Origin of the sequence: Pedococcus badiiscoriae (assembly GCF_013408925.1) — a bacterium.
Classification (GTDB): domain Bacteria; phylum Actinomycetota; class Actinomycetes; order Actinomycetales; family Dermatophilaceae; genus Pedococcus; species Pedococcus badiiscoriae.
On sequence record NZ_JACCAB010000001.1, the window covers coordinates 1,630,577 to 1,645,373 of the forward strand.

Here is a 14,797-nt window from a genome sequence, read left to right on the forward strand (position 1 = left end):
GCCACGGCGATCGAGGCGCCCGTATGCCGCGTGGTCACCACGCGGCATACCCTCGCTGCATGCGCTGTGGCATCACCATCCTCCCGGAGTACCGCTGGACCGAGGCCGAGCCGCTGTGGCAGCGCGCCGAGGAGTACGGCTTCGACCACGCGTGGACGTACGACCACCTGGTCTGGGCGGGGCTGCCGGACTCGCCGTGGTTCGGTGCCCTGCCGACCCTGACCGCCGCCGCGATGGCAACGTCGACGATCAGGCTCGGGACGTTCGTGAGCTCTCCCAACTACCGTCATCCCTACGTCTTCCTGCGGGATCTGCTTGCGCTGGATGACATCTCGAGCGGGAGGCTGATCTGCGGCCTGGGGACGGGTGGCGACCTCGACGCCGCGATCCTCGGCGACGAGCGAACGCTGAAGGAGCGCGTCGACCGGTTCCACGAGTTCGTGGAGGTGCTCGACCGGCTTTTCCTGGAGGACCACCTGACGCACGAGGGCTGGCACTACCGGACCGTCGACGCGCGCACCCTCCCCGGCTCGCTCCAGCGGCCCCGCGTGCCCTTCGTCATCGCGGCGAACGGCCCGCGCTCGCTGCGCCTCGCGGCGGCCCACGGCCAGGGCTGGGTGACGTACGGCAAGGGCGGGGAGACCCTGGACGAGTGGTGGTCCGGGATCGCCGAGCTGAGCGCGAGGCTCGACGAGGCGGAGGGCGCCGCGGACCGTCAGGCGCCGCTGGACCGGTACCTCTCGCTCGACGGAGCGCCGCGCTACTCCCTCGAGAGCGCCGAGCTCTTCGCCGAGATGGTCGGACGGGCGGCCGGGCTGGGGTTCACCGACGTCGTGACGCACTGGCCGCGCGCCGAGGGCGTCTACGCGGGCAGCGAGGCCGTCCTGGACGAGGTGGCGGCGAGGTTGCCCGGACTGCGCTGAGCTCGGTCAGGAGAAGGCGAACAGGGCGAGCGGCGCTGACGTCGGTGCGGGCGAGCCACCTGCCGGTTCGATGGTGATCCCTGCGGCCGTGGCCGTCGAGGCGTCACCACCGAGCACCATCGTCACCGTCGGCGCTGAGCCGTGCGGCATGATCCCCGCACTGACCATGCCCTTGTTGGGCTGGTTCAGCCAGAGCTGGAAGTCCTTGCCGTCCGGCGCCGCGGGCATGTTGTCCGCCACGATGACCGCGGTCCCGAGGGAGGCGCTGCGCACGATGGTGGCCCTCGCGCCGCCGATGGTCCGTTCGATCCGCTGGGCGTCCTTGGCGTGCAGCACCTGTGCGGCGGTCACCTGGTCGCTGGAACCGGTGTGCCACGGGCTCCAGGTGATGCCGCCGATGAGGAGGGCGACAGCTGCGGCGGCGGTGGCGAGCCAGGCGGTCACCCGGCGGCGGGGACGGAAGGGCAGCACAGTGGCCTCAGGCTGGGGCGGCGCGTCAGTTGTGGGCGAGTCCTCGCCAACGGGTCCAGCGGCGACCTGGCCGCTGGGCTGCGCCTCCAGAGGGGGCAGCGGGCGGACCGTCCGGATGCCGGCGAGCACGGCGTCGCGCATCGACGACGGGGGAGCCGTCTGGCTCATCAACGACAGCTGCGCTGCCGCTTCACGCAGGCTGGCGACTTCCGCCTGGCACTCGGGGCACTCGGCGAGGTGCAGCTCGAAGGCGCTGCGCTCCTGCTCGTCGATCGCATCGACTGCATAGGCGCCGACCAATCCGTGGATGTCGGCACTCATGACTGCACCCCCAGGGTGTCTCTCAGGCGGATCAATCCGTCGCGTATTCGGGTCTTGGCCGTGCCGAGTGGCACACCGAGAAGGGAGGCCACCTCGGTGTGGGTGTAACCGCCGAGGTAGGCAAGTTCGACTGCGCTGCGCTGGGTCTCGGTGAGCGAGTCCAAGGCGTTGCGTACTCGTTGGGCGTCCAGGCGGCGGTCGACCGTGTCGGCCGTCTCGTCGTAGGTGCGCTCCTGGTTCCGTGAGCCGTAGGTGTGCTCACGGTCTGTCGACGCCTGGGCTGACCGCACCCGGTCGACCGCTTTGCGGTGGGCGATGGTGAGCATCCAGCTGACCGCGCTTCCTCGCGAAGGGTCGAACCGGGCGCTGGTGCGCCAGATGTCGAGCAAGGCCTCTTGGGCCACTTCCTGGGACTGAGCCGGGTCCCGCACCACGCGGAGGACCAACCCGTAGATCCGGGCGGCCACCGCGTCGTAGAGCTGGGCGAAGGCTTCCTCGTCACCGAGGGCACTGGCGCGCAGCAGACCGGCGAGGTCGGTGCCCACGGCAGCACCTCCCCAGATCGGTTCGGGACCTGGGGTGGTTGCTGCCATGGGCACCATCATCGCTGATTCAGCTCAGCCGGGGAGGAGAACGCCGTCGATGATGTAGACCGTGGCGTTGGCGGTCTGCACGTTGCCACAGATCACCTTGGCCTTGCCGACCATGAACGAGTCGCCGGAGCCGGTCACCGTGATGCTGCCGCCGCCGAGGGTCTTGTGCGTGCCGGCAAGCATCTCCGGGGTGAGCTTGCCGGGGACGACGTGGTTGGTCAGCACCTTGGTGAGCAGACCCTTCGGGTCCTTCAGGGCGGCGTCCAGCGTGGCCTTGGGCAGCGCGGCGAAGGCGTCGTTGCTCGGGGCGAAGACGGTGATGTCCTTGGCCGAGTTCAGGGTCTCGCCGAGGCCGGCCTTCGTCACCGCGGTGACGAGGGTGGACAGGACCGGGTTGTTGCTCGCGGCGGTGGCGACCGGGTCGGTGGCCATACCGGAGAACGAGCCCTTGCCGTCCGCGGGGACCGCGGAGCAACCAGCACCGAACGGCTTGGCCGCCATGTCCGAGGTGGTGGTCGACGAGCTGGAGCTGGAGCTCGAGCTGGAGCTCGGCATCGACGAGCTGCTGGACGCGGCCGTGTCGGAACCGGAGTTCCCACAGGCGGCGAGGCTGAGCGGAAGGGCGAGGCTGAGGGCAGCAATGGTGCTGCGGCGTGCGAGGCGCATGATGGTGGCTCCTTGTTGTGGACTGTCTGACACCGGGTATTCGGACCTGTCCCAGGGGTGGATTGGTCGGATGGGGAATCTTTTCGGGACAACGGTTTTCGCGCCTGGAGGGCAGCGAGGTCCGGCCACCGGCACCGGACGACGCACGCCCGGGACGCGCAGCGGTCACCCGTGGCCAGGCATGCGCGGGCGGGTCCGAGCCGGAGCTCGAACCCGCCCGTGGGGGTCAGGGATCTCTCGTCAGGAGATGAGGACGACGATCGAGTGCCAGCCCGACGCGCCACCCGGGAACGGGTCGGCCCGCTTGTCGGTCTGCAGCGCGCCCGTGCCGTCGGTCGCACGCACCGTCAGCTCGTGCCGTCCGCTCGTGGCGTCCCACACCCAGAACCATTGGCGCCAGTAGTCGGTGCCGCCGTCGGGGCCCAGGGTCGCCTTCTCCCACGGACCGTTGTCGACGCGCACCTCGACCTCCTTGATCCCGCGCAGCTGCGCCCAGGCGACCCCGCCGATGGCAACCTTGCCGGGCTTGTAGGTGGCGAGCCCGGCGGGGGTGTCGATCCGCGCCTGGGTCTTGACGGTGCCGTCGATCGCCCAGTCGCGCTGGGTCCAGTAGGCCTTGTCCGCGGCATACGTGGTCGCAGTGAGCTTGGTCAGCCACTTGGTGGCGCCCACGAACCCGTACAGGCCGGGCGTCACCATCCGCGCGGGGAACCCGTGACGGGCCGGCAGCGGCTGGCCGTTCATCGCCACCGCGATCAGGGCGTCCCGGTCGTCGGTCAGCGCCTGGATGGGCGTGGAGATGGTCATGCCGTCGGTGGACTCGCTGAGGATCTGGTCGACGCCGTGCTGCACGCCGGCGCGCTCGAGCAGGTCACGCACGCGGACGCCGAGCCAGCGGGTGGAGGAGATGTAGGGGCCGCCCACCTCGTTGCTGACGCAGTTGAGGGTGATGTCCTTCTCGATCATCGGCATTGTGAGCAGCTCGGCGAACGTGATCGAGAGCTTCTTGTCGACTTTCCCGCCGATCTCGAGCACCCAGTTGCCGACGTCGATGCGCGGGATGACCAACGCGGTGTCGACGCGGTAAAAGTCGTTGAGCGGCGTGCTGAACGGGCTGATCCCCGGGACCTTGCCCTCGATGCCGGTGGGGAGTGGCGGCAGCGCGGTCTGCGGCTTCGGGAGCGTCACCGAGGACGGAAGCGTGGCTGGCGCGGCGAGCTTCTGGCCGAGGGCGCCGAGCGCGGCGGCGCCGACGGTGACGCCTGCGGCGCCGATGAGGAAGTTGCGTCGAGCGGGCTCGCCCGAGGCTCCCTTCGCGTATGCCGTGTGGCTCAGCGGCGACTCCTGGGCCGCCCCGGGGGTGGGCAAGTTGGGGATCAGCGCGCGGAGGCCGGTGAGCGTTGCCACTCCGACCGCGGCGGTGACCAGCGCCGGGACGATGTCGAAGGGCGCGGAGGCAGGACGGGACCAGGCGGCCAGCCCGGCGAGCATGGCCAGTCCCACGACGAGCACGTTCGCGAGACTCGGCCTGGTCCGGGACACCCACCCGATGCCTGCGGCCGCCAGGGCCGTGACGAGCGCGACGCTCCCGAGCAGGACGGGCTTGTCGGCGGTGCCGAAGTTCCGCACCGCCCACTCCTTGACCGGGGTGGGGGTGGCGTCGATGACCGTCGAGCCGACGGCGAGCACGGGCGAGGCCGAAGGGTTGACGAAGGCCGCCACGAGGTGACCCACCGCCATGCCGGCAGCCGCCGCGAGGACGCCGCTCACGGCATACATGAGGCGTTGGCCGGTGGCTCCGGGTGACCTTCGGGGGTGTTCCATACCTGCTATTCGTACTCGCCTCTGCGGCGGATGGGTCCCCTGCACCCCAAACCGTCACCCGCGGGTAACGTTGAGCGCGTGCCACCGACCCGCCGCTACCCGAACTTCGTCGCCTTCATCGCCACCGGCGCGATCCTCGGCTTCGTCGTCGGCTCGGCCGTCGGCTACCGCAGCGACGACACCACGTCGTACGGCCACGACTACAGCGTGTCCAGTGCGGTGCTGTTCCTCGGGCTGCTCGGCGCGTTCGTGTTCGCCCTGCTCGCCGCGGTCGTCGCGGTGCTGCTGGACCGGCGCGGATGACGGCTGCAGCACCGCGGCGCGTCCCTGTGGGAGACTGAACCACGTGGCACGCGGCGACGGACGGCTCACGCACGACCTGCTTCCCGGCGAGAAGGGCCCGCAGGACGCCTGCGGGGTCTTCGGCGTCTGGGCTCCCGGCGAGGACGTCGCCAAGCTGACGTACTACGGGCTCTACGCCCTGCAGCACCGCGGCCAGGAGTCGGCGGGCATCGCCACCTCCGACGGTCGCTCGATCCTGGTCTACAAGGACATGGGACTGGTGTCCCAGGTCTTCGACGAGCGGTCGCTCGCATCTCTGCGCGGGCACCTCGCCGTGGGCCACTGCCGCTACTCGACCACGGGCGGCTCGACCTGGGAGAACGCCCAGCCGACCCTCGGTGGCCACGCCGAGTCCACGGTCGCCCTGGCCCACAACGGCAACCTGATCAACTCCGCCGAGCTGCGTGAGCTGGTCGCCGAGCGCCAGTCAGAGGGGTACGGCACCCGTGGCGGTGAGCTGGGGCGCGGGAACACGACCGACACCGCCCTGGTCACCGCGCTGCTGGCCGACGACCCCGACCGGTCCCTCGAGGCCGCCGCTCTCGACCTGCTGCCGCGACTCCGCGGAGCGTTCTGCTTCGTGTTCATGGACGAGCACACCCTGTATGCCGCGCGCGACCCGCAGGGCATCCGCCCGCTGGTCCTCGGTCGTCTCGAGCGCGGCTGGGTGGTCGCCTCGGAGACCGCTGCCCTCGACATCGTCGGCGCCTCCCTGATCCGCGAGGTCGAGCCTGGCGAGCTGATCATCATCGACGAGGACGGCCTGCGTTCCCAGCGGTTCGCCGAGACCGACCGCAAGGGCTGTGTCTTCGAGTACGTGTACCTGGCCCGCCCCGACACGACCATCAACGGCCGAGGGGTCCACGAGTCGCGCGTCGAGATGGGTCGCACCCTGGCCCGCGAGCACCCGGTCGAGGCCGACCTGGTCATGCCGACGCCCGAGTCGGGCACGCCCGCCGCGATCGGGTACGCCCAGGAGTCCGGCATCCCCTACGGCCAGGGCCTGGTCAAGAACTCCTACGTCGGACGCACCTTCATCGCGCCGTCGCAGACCATCCGCCAGCTCGGCATCCGGCTCAAGCTCAACCCGCTGCGCGAGGTCATCAAGGGCAAGCGTCTGGTCGTGGTCGACGACTCGATCGTGCGCGGCAACACGCAGCGGGCGCTGGTCCGGATGCTCCGCGAGGCCGGGGCCGCGGAGGTGCACGTGCGGATCTCCTCGCCGCCGGTGCGCTGGCCCTGCTTCTACGGCATCGACTTCGCCACGCGGGCCGAGCTGATCGCCACGGGCATCGGGGTCGAGGAGGTCTGCACCTCGATCGGTGCGGACTCGCTCGGCTACATCTCCGAGGCCGGGATGGTCGCCGCCACCGAGCAGCCCGGTGACCAGCTGTGCACCGCCTGCTTCACCGGCACCTACCCGTTGGAGCTGCCCGACGCGAGCCGGCTCGGCAAGAACCTCTTCGAGACGCTGCCGATCGACGTGGACGGCGTGACCCTGGGCGTCGGCGGCGGCGCCGAGGACGCCCTCACCCGCCCCTGACCCGCCCCCTCCTCCCGGTTCGAGGTATTTCCCTACCGGATTCGGGTAGGGAAATACCTCGAACGGGCTGTGAGCCGGGCGTGGGCTCGACAGACCTGGTCCATGAATCGTGCTCCGTCGACGCGAAGGCCGATCAGGTCGATGCGCAGGATGGTCTCGTCCATCAGGGCGATCTCGTTCTGGCGGAGGTTGTCGGCCGTCACCGCGAGGCCGGCACGATGTCCGGACCCGTCGATCTCGACGGCCAGCCCGATGTCGTCCCATGCGGCATCGAGGAATGCTCGACCGCCGTGGATTCGCCGGACCGACTGGCGGCTCGGTTCGGGTAGTCCGCGGGCGCGGCACATCTCCGCGAAGTCCAGCTCACCCAGTGACTGAGCGCCGTCGGCGATGTCCCGGGCAAGCTGCTTGATGAGGCGGCGGCGGTTGCGACCCTGCGTCGCTCGGCTGGCCCGAACCAGCTGGTGTCCCGTGCACAGCCCCTGTTGGACAGGCATCACCATGACGAGCGCCGCCTGGCGATCCGTCTTCACCCATCGGGCCGCTCGGACGGCAGCGATCGCGGGTCGAGTGCGAGGGACGCCCGTCTGGAGCACCTCGTCTGGGACGCGCCGGATCAGCTTGTGAATCCGGAGACCGTCTACTCGCTGGATCGTGGCCCGGTGACTGACCGAGAGGTGCAGAGCCTCCTCGGCGAACCCCGTCATTCCCGCAGCCTGGAGTGCGGTCACACCATCGAGCGCTGCGATCTTCTCGCCGACTTCCCACAAGGCTCGCCACCGCTGCGCAGTATCGGACAGGTCGCCCGTGTGGACGGCGACCGTCTGACGACCATGGCACCGCCATCGCTGCGCGTGCGTCTCCCGTCGGACCATCCTGTGGTCGACGTCGAGGCTCGCCAGGAGGTCTCGAGAGAGCACACCTCCGTATTCGACGGCAAGGGCGGCCGCGGCATACCGACGCTCGGCGGTCGAGCGGGGCTTTTGCGGCACCGGGTCACGTTCTCGCCCGGGGCGAGGCGCTGTCTGGATTGCTGCTGAGAGCTGTGGACGGACGGGGGCGCGGCGACGACCTGTGGACGACCGGCTGTCCGGTCGAGGTATTTGCCGACCCGATTCGGGTAGCGGAATACCTCGAACCGGGAGAGGAAGGAAGAGCTACGCGCCGGCGACGGGGGCGTCCTCTCTGCGGGGCTCGCGCCACAGGTCGATCGTCTGGGTCAGCCAGAACGTCGCGAACTGCCCGATCAGGGCGGCCTCCAGCCAGAAGACCCAGTGGTCCAGCCAGCCCAGCCACGGGCCCGTCACGACGATCACCAGGATCGACACCACCATCAGCACGAAGCCCCAGAAGTAGCGGTTCCACAGGTGCTGGCGAACTGGACGCCCGTCCTCGCGAGCCTGTTCGCGGGCGAGCCCGCGGGCATTCACGAAGACCACGGCGACGATGCCGATGAACAGCAGGATGGCCGCGGTGTCGTGCCCGTGGCACATGAACGCACCCCGGTTGACCAGGTAGAACCCGACCAGGCCGAGGAAGGCCAGCACCGACAGGCCGATCGCCACCCCGACGCCCTTGGACAGCGCGCGATCAGCTGCCGGGGTCGCGAAGAGCTGAATCCCCATGACGGCCGCGAACGCCAGCACCGCCACGATGAACAGCGCGGAGACGTTGTTGGTGATCGCGTCACGCACGTCCGAGCTGATCGCCGAGGACACGCACTTCTGCTCCGGACGGGTCGGCACGAACGCCACGATGAACGCGAAGAAGCCCGCCCCGTTGAGCAGCACGTCCTCGAGGTTGGTGCTGCCCTGGTAGACGATGAGGCAGGTGCCGATGGCGCACAGGCTGGCGACGAAGACCGCCTGCACCGGCGTGTAGTAGGACGCACTGATCGACTGGAGTATGTGGCCCGAGGACCAGATGTAGGTCGCGACCGAGATGAACAGCAGCAGCACCAGGAGCACCATGGCCAGCCGCAGGAATCGATAGGTACGCAACAGGTCGAACTGGTAGCTCGAAGACATGGCAGATTCCCCTCCGTGACGAAACGGTCCCTGCGTGAGCAGGATCCCGCCGCCAGGACCGCCTCGGCTCAGCCATCGGTACCGGTCTAGGGTGGGGCACGTGAGCGAGCCGATCACCTATGCCTCCGCCGGTGTCGACGTCGAGGCCGGTGACAAGGCCGTGGAGCTCATGAAGGCCTCTGTCCGCCGGGCGACCCGTCCCGAGGTGCTGGGCGGCCTGGGCGGTTTCGCCGGCATGTTCGACGCCTCGGCGATCGCGCGGATGACCCACCCGGTCCTCGCCACGAGCACCGACGGCGTCGGCACCAAGGTCGCCATCGCCCAGGCTCTCGACAAGCACGACACCATCGGGTTCGACCTGGTCGGCATGGTCGTCGACGACATCGTGGTGTGCGGCGCCGAGCCCTTGTTCATGACCGACTACATCGCCACCGGCCACGTCGTCCCGGAGCGCATCGCGGCCATCGTGTCGGGCATCGCCGCGGCGTGCGAGCAGGCCAGGGTCGCGCTGGTGGGCGGCGAGACCGCAGAGCACCCGGGTCTGCTCGAGCCCGACGAGTACGACGTGGCGGGTGCCGCCACCGGTGTCGTGGAGTATGCCGACGTGCTGGGTCCCGACCGCGTCGTGCCCGGCGACGTCGTCCTGGCCCTCGGGTCGAGCGGACTCCACTCCAACGGCTATTCGTTGGTGCGCACGGTGATTCGCTCCGCCGGGTGGCAGCTCGACCGCCACGTGGAGGAGTTCGGGCGGACCCTCGGCGAGGAGCTGCTCACTCCGACGAGGGTGTACTCCGCCGACCTGCTCGACCTCCTGCGCAGCGACGGTGTCGACCTCCATGCGCTCTCGCACGTGACCGGTGGCGGCCTCGTGGCCAACCTCGCCCGCGTCCTTCCGCCCACCGTCTTCGCGCGACTCGACCGCTCCACCTGGACCCCGCCCGCGGTGTTCTCCACGATCGGTGGCCTGGGCCAGGTCCCCCGCGCTGACCTCGAGCGCACCCTCAACATGGGGGTGGGCTTCGTGGCCATGCTCCCGGCCGACCAGGTCGACGCGGCTGCCCGCTTCCTCGAGGCACGCGGCATACCTGCCTGGACGATCGGTGAGGTCACCGCCGCCGAGGACGCCCCCGTCGACGCGGGCCACGAGGTGGTCCATGGCGCCAAGGGCGTCGAGGGCGGCGCGGTCCAGCTCGTCGGCGACCACCCCGCAGCCTGACGCTTCCGCGGGTGACCCCGGCGGGACTACCGTCGGGCTGTGTGGGCACCTGAGCACGAGGACCAGTGGGTACGCCAGTACCGCTTCCTGTTGCGCACCGCCCCGCTGGACGCGCTCGAGGAGGCGCACGTCGAGGTGCTCGCCCCGATGGCACGACGTCGCCGGGCCCTGGTCCTGCGGGCCGTGCAGGACGGGTTGGTGGCGGGCCTGCGGCTGGATCCCGACGACGTCCGCCCCATCGCCCACCTGGTGACCTTGGGGGAGCGCCGTCGCCCCGGTGAGTTCCTGCGGGCGTGCCCGTCCGTGGTGCTCAGCGAGCTCGCGGAGTCAGTCCTCGTCGCGGAGGCGATGTTCGGCCGGTTCGCCGGGTATGCCGCGTGGGACGGCGCCGAGCCCGTGCTGACCGATGGGGGCGCATGGGTCGACGGCGGATTCGGCGAGCACTGGCACGACGCGCTCATGGGCCGCGTCGTCTACCGCACCTTCGCGGGCGGTCCGAGCTCGCCCGACACCGCGTTCGGCGGCCATTGACTTCCCCATCCCCGAAGGAGCCTGCAGGGCGCCGACTTCCGCTTAGCATGAGTCATGGGGACCATCGCTGAGCCCGTGGCCGAGGACCAGACCGTCCGGCAGTACCGCTTCCTGCTGCGGACCGCTCCACTGGACGCACTCCAGAGCGCCCACCACGAGGGGCTCGACCTCCTCGACGAGGACAAGCGCGCCCGCATCCTGCGAGCCGTGCAGGACGGCCTGGTGGCGGGGCAGCGGCTCCGGCCCGGGGACACGGGCGCGATCGCGCGTCTGGTCAGCATCGGCGAGCGCCGCAACCCGCGGGGCTTCCTCGATGCCTGTGAGCCCATGGCGCTGGGTGCGCTGGCCGACGCGGTCATCCACTCCGAGGCCGCGTTCGGCCTCTTTGCCGGGTATGCCGCCTGGGACGGTCTCGACCCCGCACCTGCGGACGTGGGGGTCGACCACGGTGGCGACGGGCACTCGACCCGCCCGGACCCTGCGGTCGCAGAGGCGCGGGCGCTGGCCAACAGCCACTCACTGTTCGTGACGCCGTGGGCGGGCGGCGGCTTCTAGGGTCGGGCCAGCACCTGGGCGGTCGTCGCGAGCGACACCAGGGGCGCATAGAGGGACATCACGTCGAGGGCCTTCTGGTGGTTCTCGTCGCTCGACCCGGCGCACGCGTCGGTCACGACCGTGACGGACGCGCCTGCGTCGGCCGCGGCCAGCACCGTCGACACGACGCAGCAGTCAGTGGCCACCCCGGCGACCACCAGCGACGGCTGCTCGCCCACCACCGCGCGCAGGTCCGCGGTCCACTTGCCGAAGGTCGTGGCCACGACGGTCGTCGTCGCGGATGCCGCCACGTCGTCCGTCAGCTCGTACAGCCGGCTCTCCGCGGGCTGCAGTGCCCACGGGAACTCCTGGTAGTACGGCACCCACGCGCCCGTGGGCTCGGCGGGTGCGACGAACCGGGTGAAGACCGAGCGGTCACCGAAGGCCGACGCGAGCCGGACGACGTTGGCGGCCGCCGTGGCATACCGAGGAGCGCACCAGGCGCTGGACGGGTCGCCGAAGACGCGCTGCAGGTCGATCGCCACGAACCAGGGGCGACCGCTCACGCACCGGCCTCCTGTCGGCGCACCGTGCCGCGCCGCAGGACGAGGGCCAGCCCGAAGGACAGCACCAGGGCGACCAGCACGCCGAGGTTGGCGTAGGCCCATGCGCCGCCCTTGCCTCCGAGCCCCAGCGGCCCGAGCAGGTAGCCCTGCCAGTTGTTCCACGAGGCGTCGTCGGCGAAGAGGTTGATGACCAGACCCCAGCCGATGACGGAGGTCGCGGCCAGGATGCCGATGGAGGCCCAGTCCCACGCCCCGTAGACCCCCCGGGGGTCGAAGAGGGCCTCCTCGTCGTAGTCGCGGCGGCGGGCCACGATGTCGGCGATCATGATCCCGGCCCAGCTCGCCAGCGGCACGCCGAGGGTGATCAGGAACGACTGGAACGGGTTGATGAAGCTGTCGGCGAAGAACACGACGTAGATCGTGCCGACGGTCAGGATGACTCCGTCCACGAGCGCCGCCCGCGGTCGGGGGATGCGGACGCCAAGCGAGAGCAGGGTCAGGCCGGACGAGTAGATGCCGAGCACCGCGCCGCTCACCAGCGCCAGGATGGCCGTGACGAGGAACGGCACCAGGAACCACGTCGGCAGGATGGTGGCCAGCGTGCCGACCGGGTCGCTCTGGATGCCCTTGCTGAGCTTGTCGTTCGAGCCGGCGAGCAGCAGGCCGTAGACCACCAGCAGGACCGGCGCGAGCGCACCGCCGAAGGTGTTCCACGCGACGATGGACGAGCCGGAGGCGTCCCGGCGCTGGTAGCGCGACCAGTCCGCGGCGATGTTGATCCAGCCGAGCCCGAAGCCGGTCATCACCAGCACGAGCGCCCCGACGACCGCTTGCGTTGACCCGGCTGGGATGGCGCTGACCGCAGCCCAGTTGACGTCCTTGGCCGTCAGCGCGATGTAGACCACGGTCGCGATCCCGGTGATCCACGTCAGCCATGACTGGAGCCGCATGATGATGTGGTAGCCGGCCACCGAGGCGAGCACGATCAGCGTGGCAGTGACGACGCAGGCGACGATCTTCGTGCCGGTGCCCCCGCCCCAGCCGAGCTGTCTGAAGATGGTCGCGGTGGCCAGGGTGGCCGTGATCGCGAGGAACGTCTCCCAGCCGATCGACGTCAGCCAGGACACGACGCCGGGGACCTTCTGGCCGGTGACCCCGAATGCAGCCCGGGACAGCACCATCGTCGGGGCAGAACCCCGCTTGCCGGCGATCGCGATGACGCCGCAGAGCAGGAACGACACGACCACCCCGACCACGGTGACGAGCACGGCCTGCCAGAACGAGATGCCGAAGCCGAGCACGAAGCCGGCGTAGCTGATCCCGAAGACCGACACGTTGGCCGCGAACCATGGCCAGAACAGGTCCTGCGGCCTGGCCGTGCGGTCGGCCTCGTCGATGATCTCGATGCCGGTCGTCTCCACACCCAGGCGCTGGGTCTGGGCGCGCATGTCTGTGCTCATGGCGCGAGCGTAGACCGCGGGCCAGGCGTGGCGCCGGCAACGCGGCACACACGGCAGACCGGATCAGCGACAGGGTCAGCGACAGCGACACTGCGGCATGCGGCAATGGCCGCATGCCGCAGCGCGGCTGAGGTGACACACGAGCCCGAGGGCCCGCGCATGAGGTGGAGGTCAGTCAGGCGGTCAGGTCATTGCTGACCCGAGGCCCACTTTCCGTATTCGTCGTACTCGTCCTCGCCCGCGGAGGGGTCGGAAACAGGTTCCGGCTCCGCGTAGGAGGACCCGTGCAGTTCTCGCTCAAGCGCCGTCAGGTCGGTGTTCGGGGAGAAGTACTTCAGCTCCCGAGCGACCTTGGTCTGCTTGGCTTTGGCCCGGCCGCGCCCCATGGCGTGACCCCCTCATGCGTCTGCCGGGACGGCATCGCCTTGTCGAGTCACCATGTCGGCGTCTCGGCTCGACGGAGCGGTCCCGGGAATCGTGTATTTGTCGTGAGGACAACGCTACAGGAGCGATGCAAGTTCTGTGCCGAGACCCACGTCTCAGTCGGGCCCGCGGTGCTCAGGCGAGGACCTCGGAGGCCTCAGGGTGGTTGCTCAGTGGGCGGGCAGCCAGATCCCGGCGGCCGCCCTGGCGGCCATCCGCTCCTCCGCGATGTGGTCGGCGGCCGCAGCCGGCGTGATGCTGCGGGCATCCGCGGTCTCGAGCACCTCGAGGGTGTGGTCGAAGATCGCCGCGGCGCCCTTCTTGGCACGCTCGAAGTCGAAGCCGTGGAGCTCGTCGCTGACCTGGATGACCCCGCCGGCGTTCACGAGGAAGTCCGGCGCGTAGGTGATGCCCCGCTCGCGGAGCCGGTCGGCGGTGCCTCCCTCGCCCTCGACCACGAGCTGGTTGTTCGCGCCTCCGCAGACCACGGTGGCGCGCAGGGCCTCGACCGTGGCGTCGTCGAGCGCGCCACCGAGGGCGCACGGGGCGTAGACGTCGATGTCGGATCGCACCAGGGTCGCGGTGTCGGCGACCACCTCGATCTCGGGGTGCTGGGCCACCAGGGCCGCCACGGCCTGCTCGTTGACGTCGGTGACCACGACCGTGGCGCCGTCCTCGAGCAGGTGTCCCGCCAGGATGCGTCCGACCTTGCCCACTCCCGCGATGCCGACGGTGCGGCCCTTGAGCGTCGGCTCGCCCCACAGGTGCTGGGCGGCGGCGCGCTGGCCCTGGAAGACGCCGAAGGCGGTCAGGACCGAGGAGTCGCCGGCCCCGCCGTTGGCCTCGGAGCGACCGGTCGCGAAGCGGGTCGTCTCGCTCACGACGTCCATGTCGGCGACATAGGTGCCCACGTCGCAGGCCGTCACGTAACGCCCACCGAGCGACTCGACGAAGCGGCCGTAGGCGCGCAGCAGGTCGGGCGTCTTGTCGGTCGCGGGGTCCCCGATGATCACGGCCTTGCCGCCACCGAGGTCGAGGCCCGCCACCGCGTTCTTGTAGGCCATGCCCTTGGACAGGCGCAGCACGTCGGCCAGGGCCGCGTCCTCGCTGGCGTAGGGGTAGAACCGCGTGCCGCCCAGGGCCGGTCCGAGTGCCGTGCTGTAGATCCCGATGATGGCCCGCAGGCCGGTCGTCCTGTCGTGGCAGAAGACGACCTGTTCGTGGGAGGACGTCGACGTGGAGGACGTCGAGGTGGTGGGCGACGAGGACGCGGTCACGGTGGTGACTCCTTGAGCTCGGTGGGGCGCGGTGGCGCTGGAGGTGACGCGGATCGCGCGCCGGCACCAAGCGTAATCCC

General features: G+C 70.3%; 17 protein-coding genes. 7 read left to right on the top strand and 10 right to left on the bottom strand.

Annotation, left to right across the window (positions count from 1 at the left end):
* The first annotated feature begins 59 nt into the window (after window positions 1-59).
* Complete coding sequence (locus BJ986_RS07795) at window positions 60-923, top strand: LLM class flavin-dependent oxidoreductase (protein ID WP_179421463.1); 864 nt, start codon at window positions 60-62, stop codon at window positions 921-923.
* Between the two features lie 6 nt (window positions 924-929).
* On the opposite strand, the gene BJ986_RS07800 is transcribed toward BJ986_RS07795, so the two are convergent.
* The 4 genes from BJ986_RS07800 to BJ986_RS07815 all read right to left on the bottom strand — a co-directional run bounded on the left by BJ986_RS07800 (window position 930) and on the right by BJ986_RS07815 (window position 4,798).
* Window positions 930-1,715, bottom strand: a complete 786-nt coding sequence (locus BJ986_RS07800; RefSeq protein WP_179421464.1) for an anti-sigma factor — start codon at window positions 1,713-1,715, stop codon at window positions 930-932.
* Complete coding sequence (gene sigK, locus BJ986_RS07805; RefSeq protein ID WP_179421465.1) at window positions 1,712-2,308, bottom strand: ECF RNA polymerase sigma factor SigK; 597 nt, start codon at window positions 2,306-2,308, stop codon at window positions 1,712-1,714. Before sigK ends, BJ986_RS07800 begins: the two co-directional genes overlap by 4 nt.
* Window positions 2,309-2,332: 24 nt before the next feature.
* A complete protein-coding gene (locus BJ986_RS07810) occupies window positions 2,333-2,974 on the bottom strand; it encodes a fasciclin domain-containing protein (protein WP_179421466.1) in 642 nt (213 codons plus the stop codon).
* 240 nt (window positions 2,975-3,214) lie between these two features.
* A complete protein-coding gene (locus BJ986_RS07815) occupies window positions 3,215-4,798 on the bottom strand; it encodes a molybdopterin-dependent oxidoreductase (protein WP_179421467.1) in 1,584 nt (527 codons plus the stop codon).
* Between the two features lie 78 nt (window positions 4,799-4,876).
* Here BJ986_RS07815 and BJ986_RS07820 point away from each other — a divergent pair, with 78 nt between their 5' ends.
* The gene (locus tag BJ986_RS07820) at window positions 4,877-5,101 is read left to right on the top strand and encodes a hypothetical protein (RefSeq protein ID WP_179421468.1); all 225 of its coding nucleotides are present in this window, start codon (window positions 4,877-4,879) and stop codon (window positions 5,099-5,101) included.
* A gap of 43 nt (window positions 5,102-5,144) precedes the next feature.
* Window positions 5,145-6,683 (top strand): amidophosphoribosyltransferase, encoded by a 1,539-nt coding sequence (purF, locus tag BJ986_RS07825; RefSeq protein ID WP_179421469.1) that lies wholly within the window; start codon window positions 5,145-5,147, stop codon window positions 6,681-6,683.
* A 32-nt stretch (window positions 6,684-6,715) separates the two neighbouring features.
* Here the strand turns inward: purF and BJ986_RS07830 are convergent, their stop codons facing one another.
* Window positions 6,716-7,216 carry a hypothetical protein gene (locus BJ986_RS07830; protein ID WP_179421470.1) on the bottom strand — a complete coding sequence of 167 codons (501 nt, stop codon included), beginning with the start codon at window positions 7,214-7,216 and terminating at the stop codon, window positions 6,716-6,718.
* Between the two features lie 90 nt (window positions 7,217-7,306).
* Here BJ986_RS07830 and BJ986_RS07835 point away from each other — a divergent pair, with 90 nt between their 5' ends.
* Entirely contained in the window at window positions 7,307-7,723 is a 417-nt protein-coding gene (locus BJ986_RS07835) for a hypothetical protein (protein WP_179421471.1), read from the top strand.
* 117 nt (window positions 7,724-7,840) lie between these two features.
* Here the strand turns inward: BJ986_RS07835 and BJ986_RS07840 are convergent, their stop codons facing one another.
* Window positions 7,841-8,710, bottom strand: a complete 870-nt coding sequence (locus tag BJ986_RS07840) for a hypothetical protein (protein ID WP_179421472.1) — start codon at window positions 8,708-8,710, stop codon at window positions 7,841-7,843.
* Window positions 8,711-8,810: 100 nt separating this feature from the next.
* Between BJ986_RS07840 and purM the strand changes: the two genes are divergently transcribed.
* The 3 genes from purM to BJ986_RS07855 are packed head-to-tail and all read left to right on the top strand — an operon-like array spanning window position 8,811 to window position 11,012.
* A complete protein-coding gene (gene purM / locus BJ986_RS07845) occupies window positions 8,811-9,926 on the top strand; it encodes a phosphoribosylformylglycinamidine cyclo-ligase (protein ID WP_179421473.1) in 1,116 nt (371 codons plus the stop codon).
* A 39-nt stretch (window positions 9,927-9,965) separates the two neighbouring features.
* Entirely contained in the window at window positions 9,966-10,457 is a 492-nt protein-coding gene (locus BJ986_RS07850) for a hypothetical protein (RefSeq protein ID WP_179421474.1), read from the top strand.
* Between the two features lie 54 nt (window positions 10,458-10,511).
* Window positions 10,512-11,012: a hypothetical protein gene (locus tag BJ986_RS07855; RefSeq protein WP_179421475.1), complete on the top strand. Its 501-nt coding sequence runs from the start codon at window positions 10,512-10,514 to the stop codon at window positions 11,010-11,012.
* Here the strand turns inward: BJ986_RS07855 and BJ986_RS07860 are convergent.
* From BJ986_RS07860 to BJ986_RS07875, 4 genes are all read right to left on the bottom strand, one after another.
* Window positions 11,009-11,557: a cysteine hydrolase family protein gene (locus tag BJ986_RS07860; RefSeq protein ID WP_337795003.1), complete on the bottom strand. Its 549-nt coding sequence runs from the start codon at window positions 11,555-11,557 to the stop codon at window positions 11,009-11,011. The two genes, BJ986_RS07855 and BJ986_RS07860, sit on opposite strands and share 4 nt — an antisense overlap.
* Window positions 11,554-13,017 carry a purine-cytosine permease family protein gene (locus BJ986_RS07865; protein WP_179421477.1) on the bottom strand — a complete coding sequence of 488 codons (1,464 nt, stop codon included), beginning with the start codon at window positions 13,015-13,017 and terminating at the stop codon, window positions 11,554-11,556. The genes BJ986_RS07860 and BJ986_RS07865 overlap by 4 nt, the downstream gene beginning before the upstream one ends.
* Window positions 13,018-13,205: 188 nt before the next feature.
* Window positions 13,206-13,403 carry a DUF3073 domain-containing protein gene (locus BJ986_RS07870; protein ID WP_179421478.1) on the bottom strand — a complete coding sequence of 66 codons (198 nt, stop codon included), beginning with the start codon at window positions 13,401-13,403 and terminating at the stop codon, window positions 13,206-13,208.
* 207 nt (window positions 13,404-13,610) lie between these two features.
* Window positions 13,611-14,717 carry a Glu/Leu/Phe/Val dehydrogenase dimerization domain-containing protein gene (locus tag BJ986_RS07875; protein WP_337795004.1) on the bottom strand — a complete coding sequence of 369 codons (1,107 nt, stop codon included), beginning with the start codon at window positions 14,715-14,717 and terminating at the stop codon, window positions 13,611-13,613.
* Window positions 14,718-14,797: the final 80 nt, after the last annotated feature.

Bases quoted from the DNA above. Each gene is read 5' to 3' on its own strand.
- BJ986_RS07795 (WP_179421463.1), top strand. From the start codon at position 60: ATGCGCTGTGGCATCACCATCCTCCCGGAGTACCGCTGGACCGAGGCC.
- BJ986_RS07800 (WP_179421464.1), bottom strand. From the start codon at position 1,715: ATGAGTGCCGACATCCACGGATTGGTCGGCGCCTATGCAGTCGATGCG.
- sigK (WP_179421465.1), bottom strand. From the start codon at position 2,308: ATGGCAGCAACCACCCCAGGTCCCGAACCGATCTGGGGAGGTGCTGCC.
- BJ986_RS07810 (WP_179421466.1), bottom strand. From the start codon at position 2,974: ATGCGCCTCGCACGCCGCAGCACCATTGCTGCCCTCAGCCTCGCCCTT.
- BJ986_RS07815 (WP_179421467.1), bottom strand. From the start codon at position 4,798: ATGGAACACCCCCGAAGGTCACCCGGAGCCACCGGCCAACGCCTCATG.
- BJ986_RS07840 (WP_179421472.1), bottom strand. From the start codon at position 8,710: ATGTCTTCGAGCTACCAGTTCGACCTGTTGCGTACCTATCGATTCCTG.
- BJ986_RS07855 (WP_179421475.1), top strand. From the start codon at position 10,512: ATGGGGACCATCGCTGAGCCCGTGGCCGAGGACCAGACCGTCCGGCAG.
- BJ986_RS07865 (WP_179421477.1), bottom strand. From the start codon at position 13,017: ATGAGCACAGACATGCGCGCCCAGACCCAGCGCCTGGGTGTGGAGACG.
- BJ986_RS07870 (WP_179421478.1), bottom strand. From the start codon at position 13,403: ATGGGGCGCGGCCGGGCCAAAGCCAAGCAGACCAAGGTCGCTCGGGAG.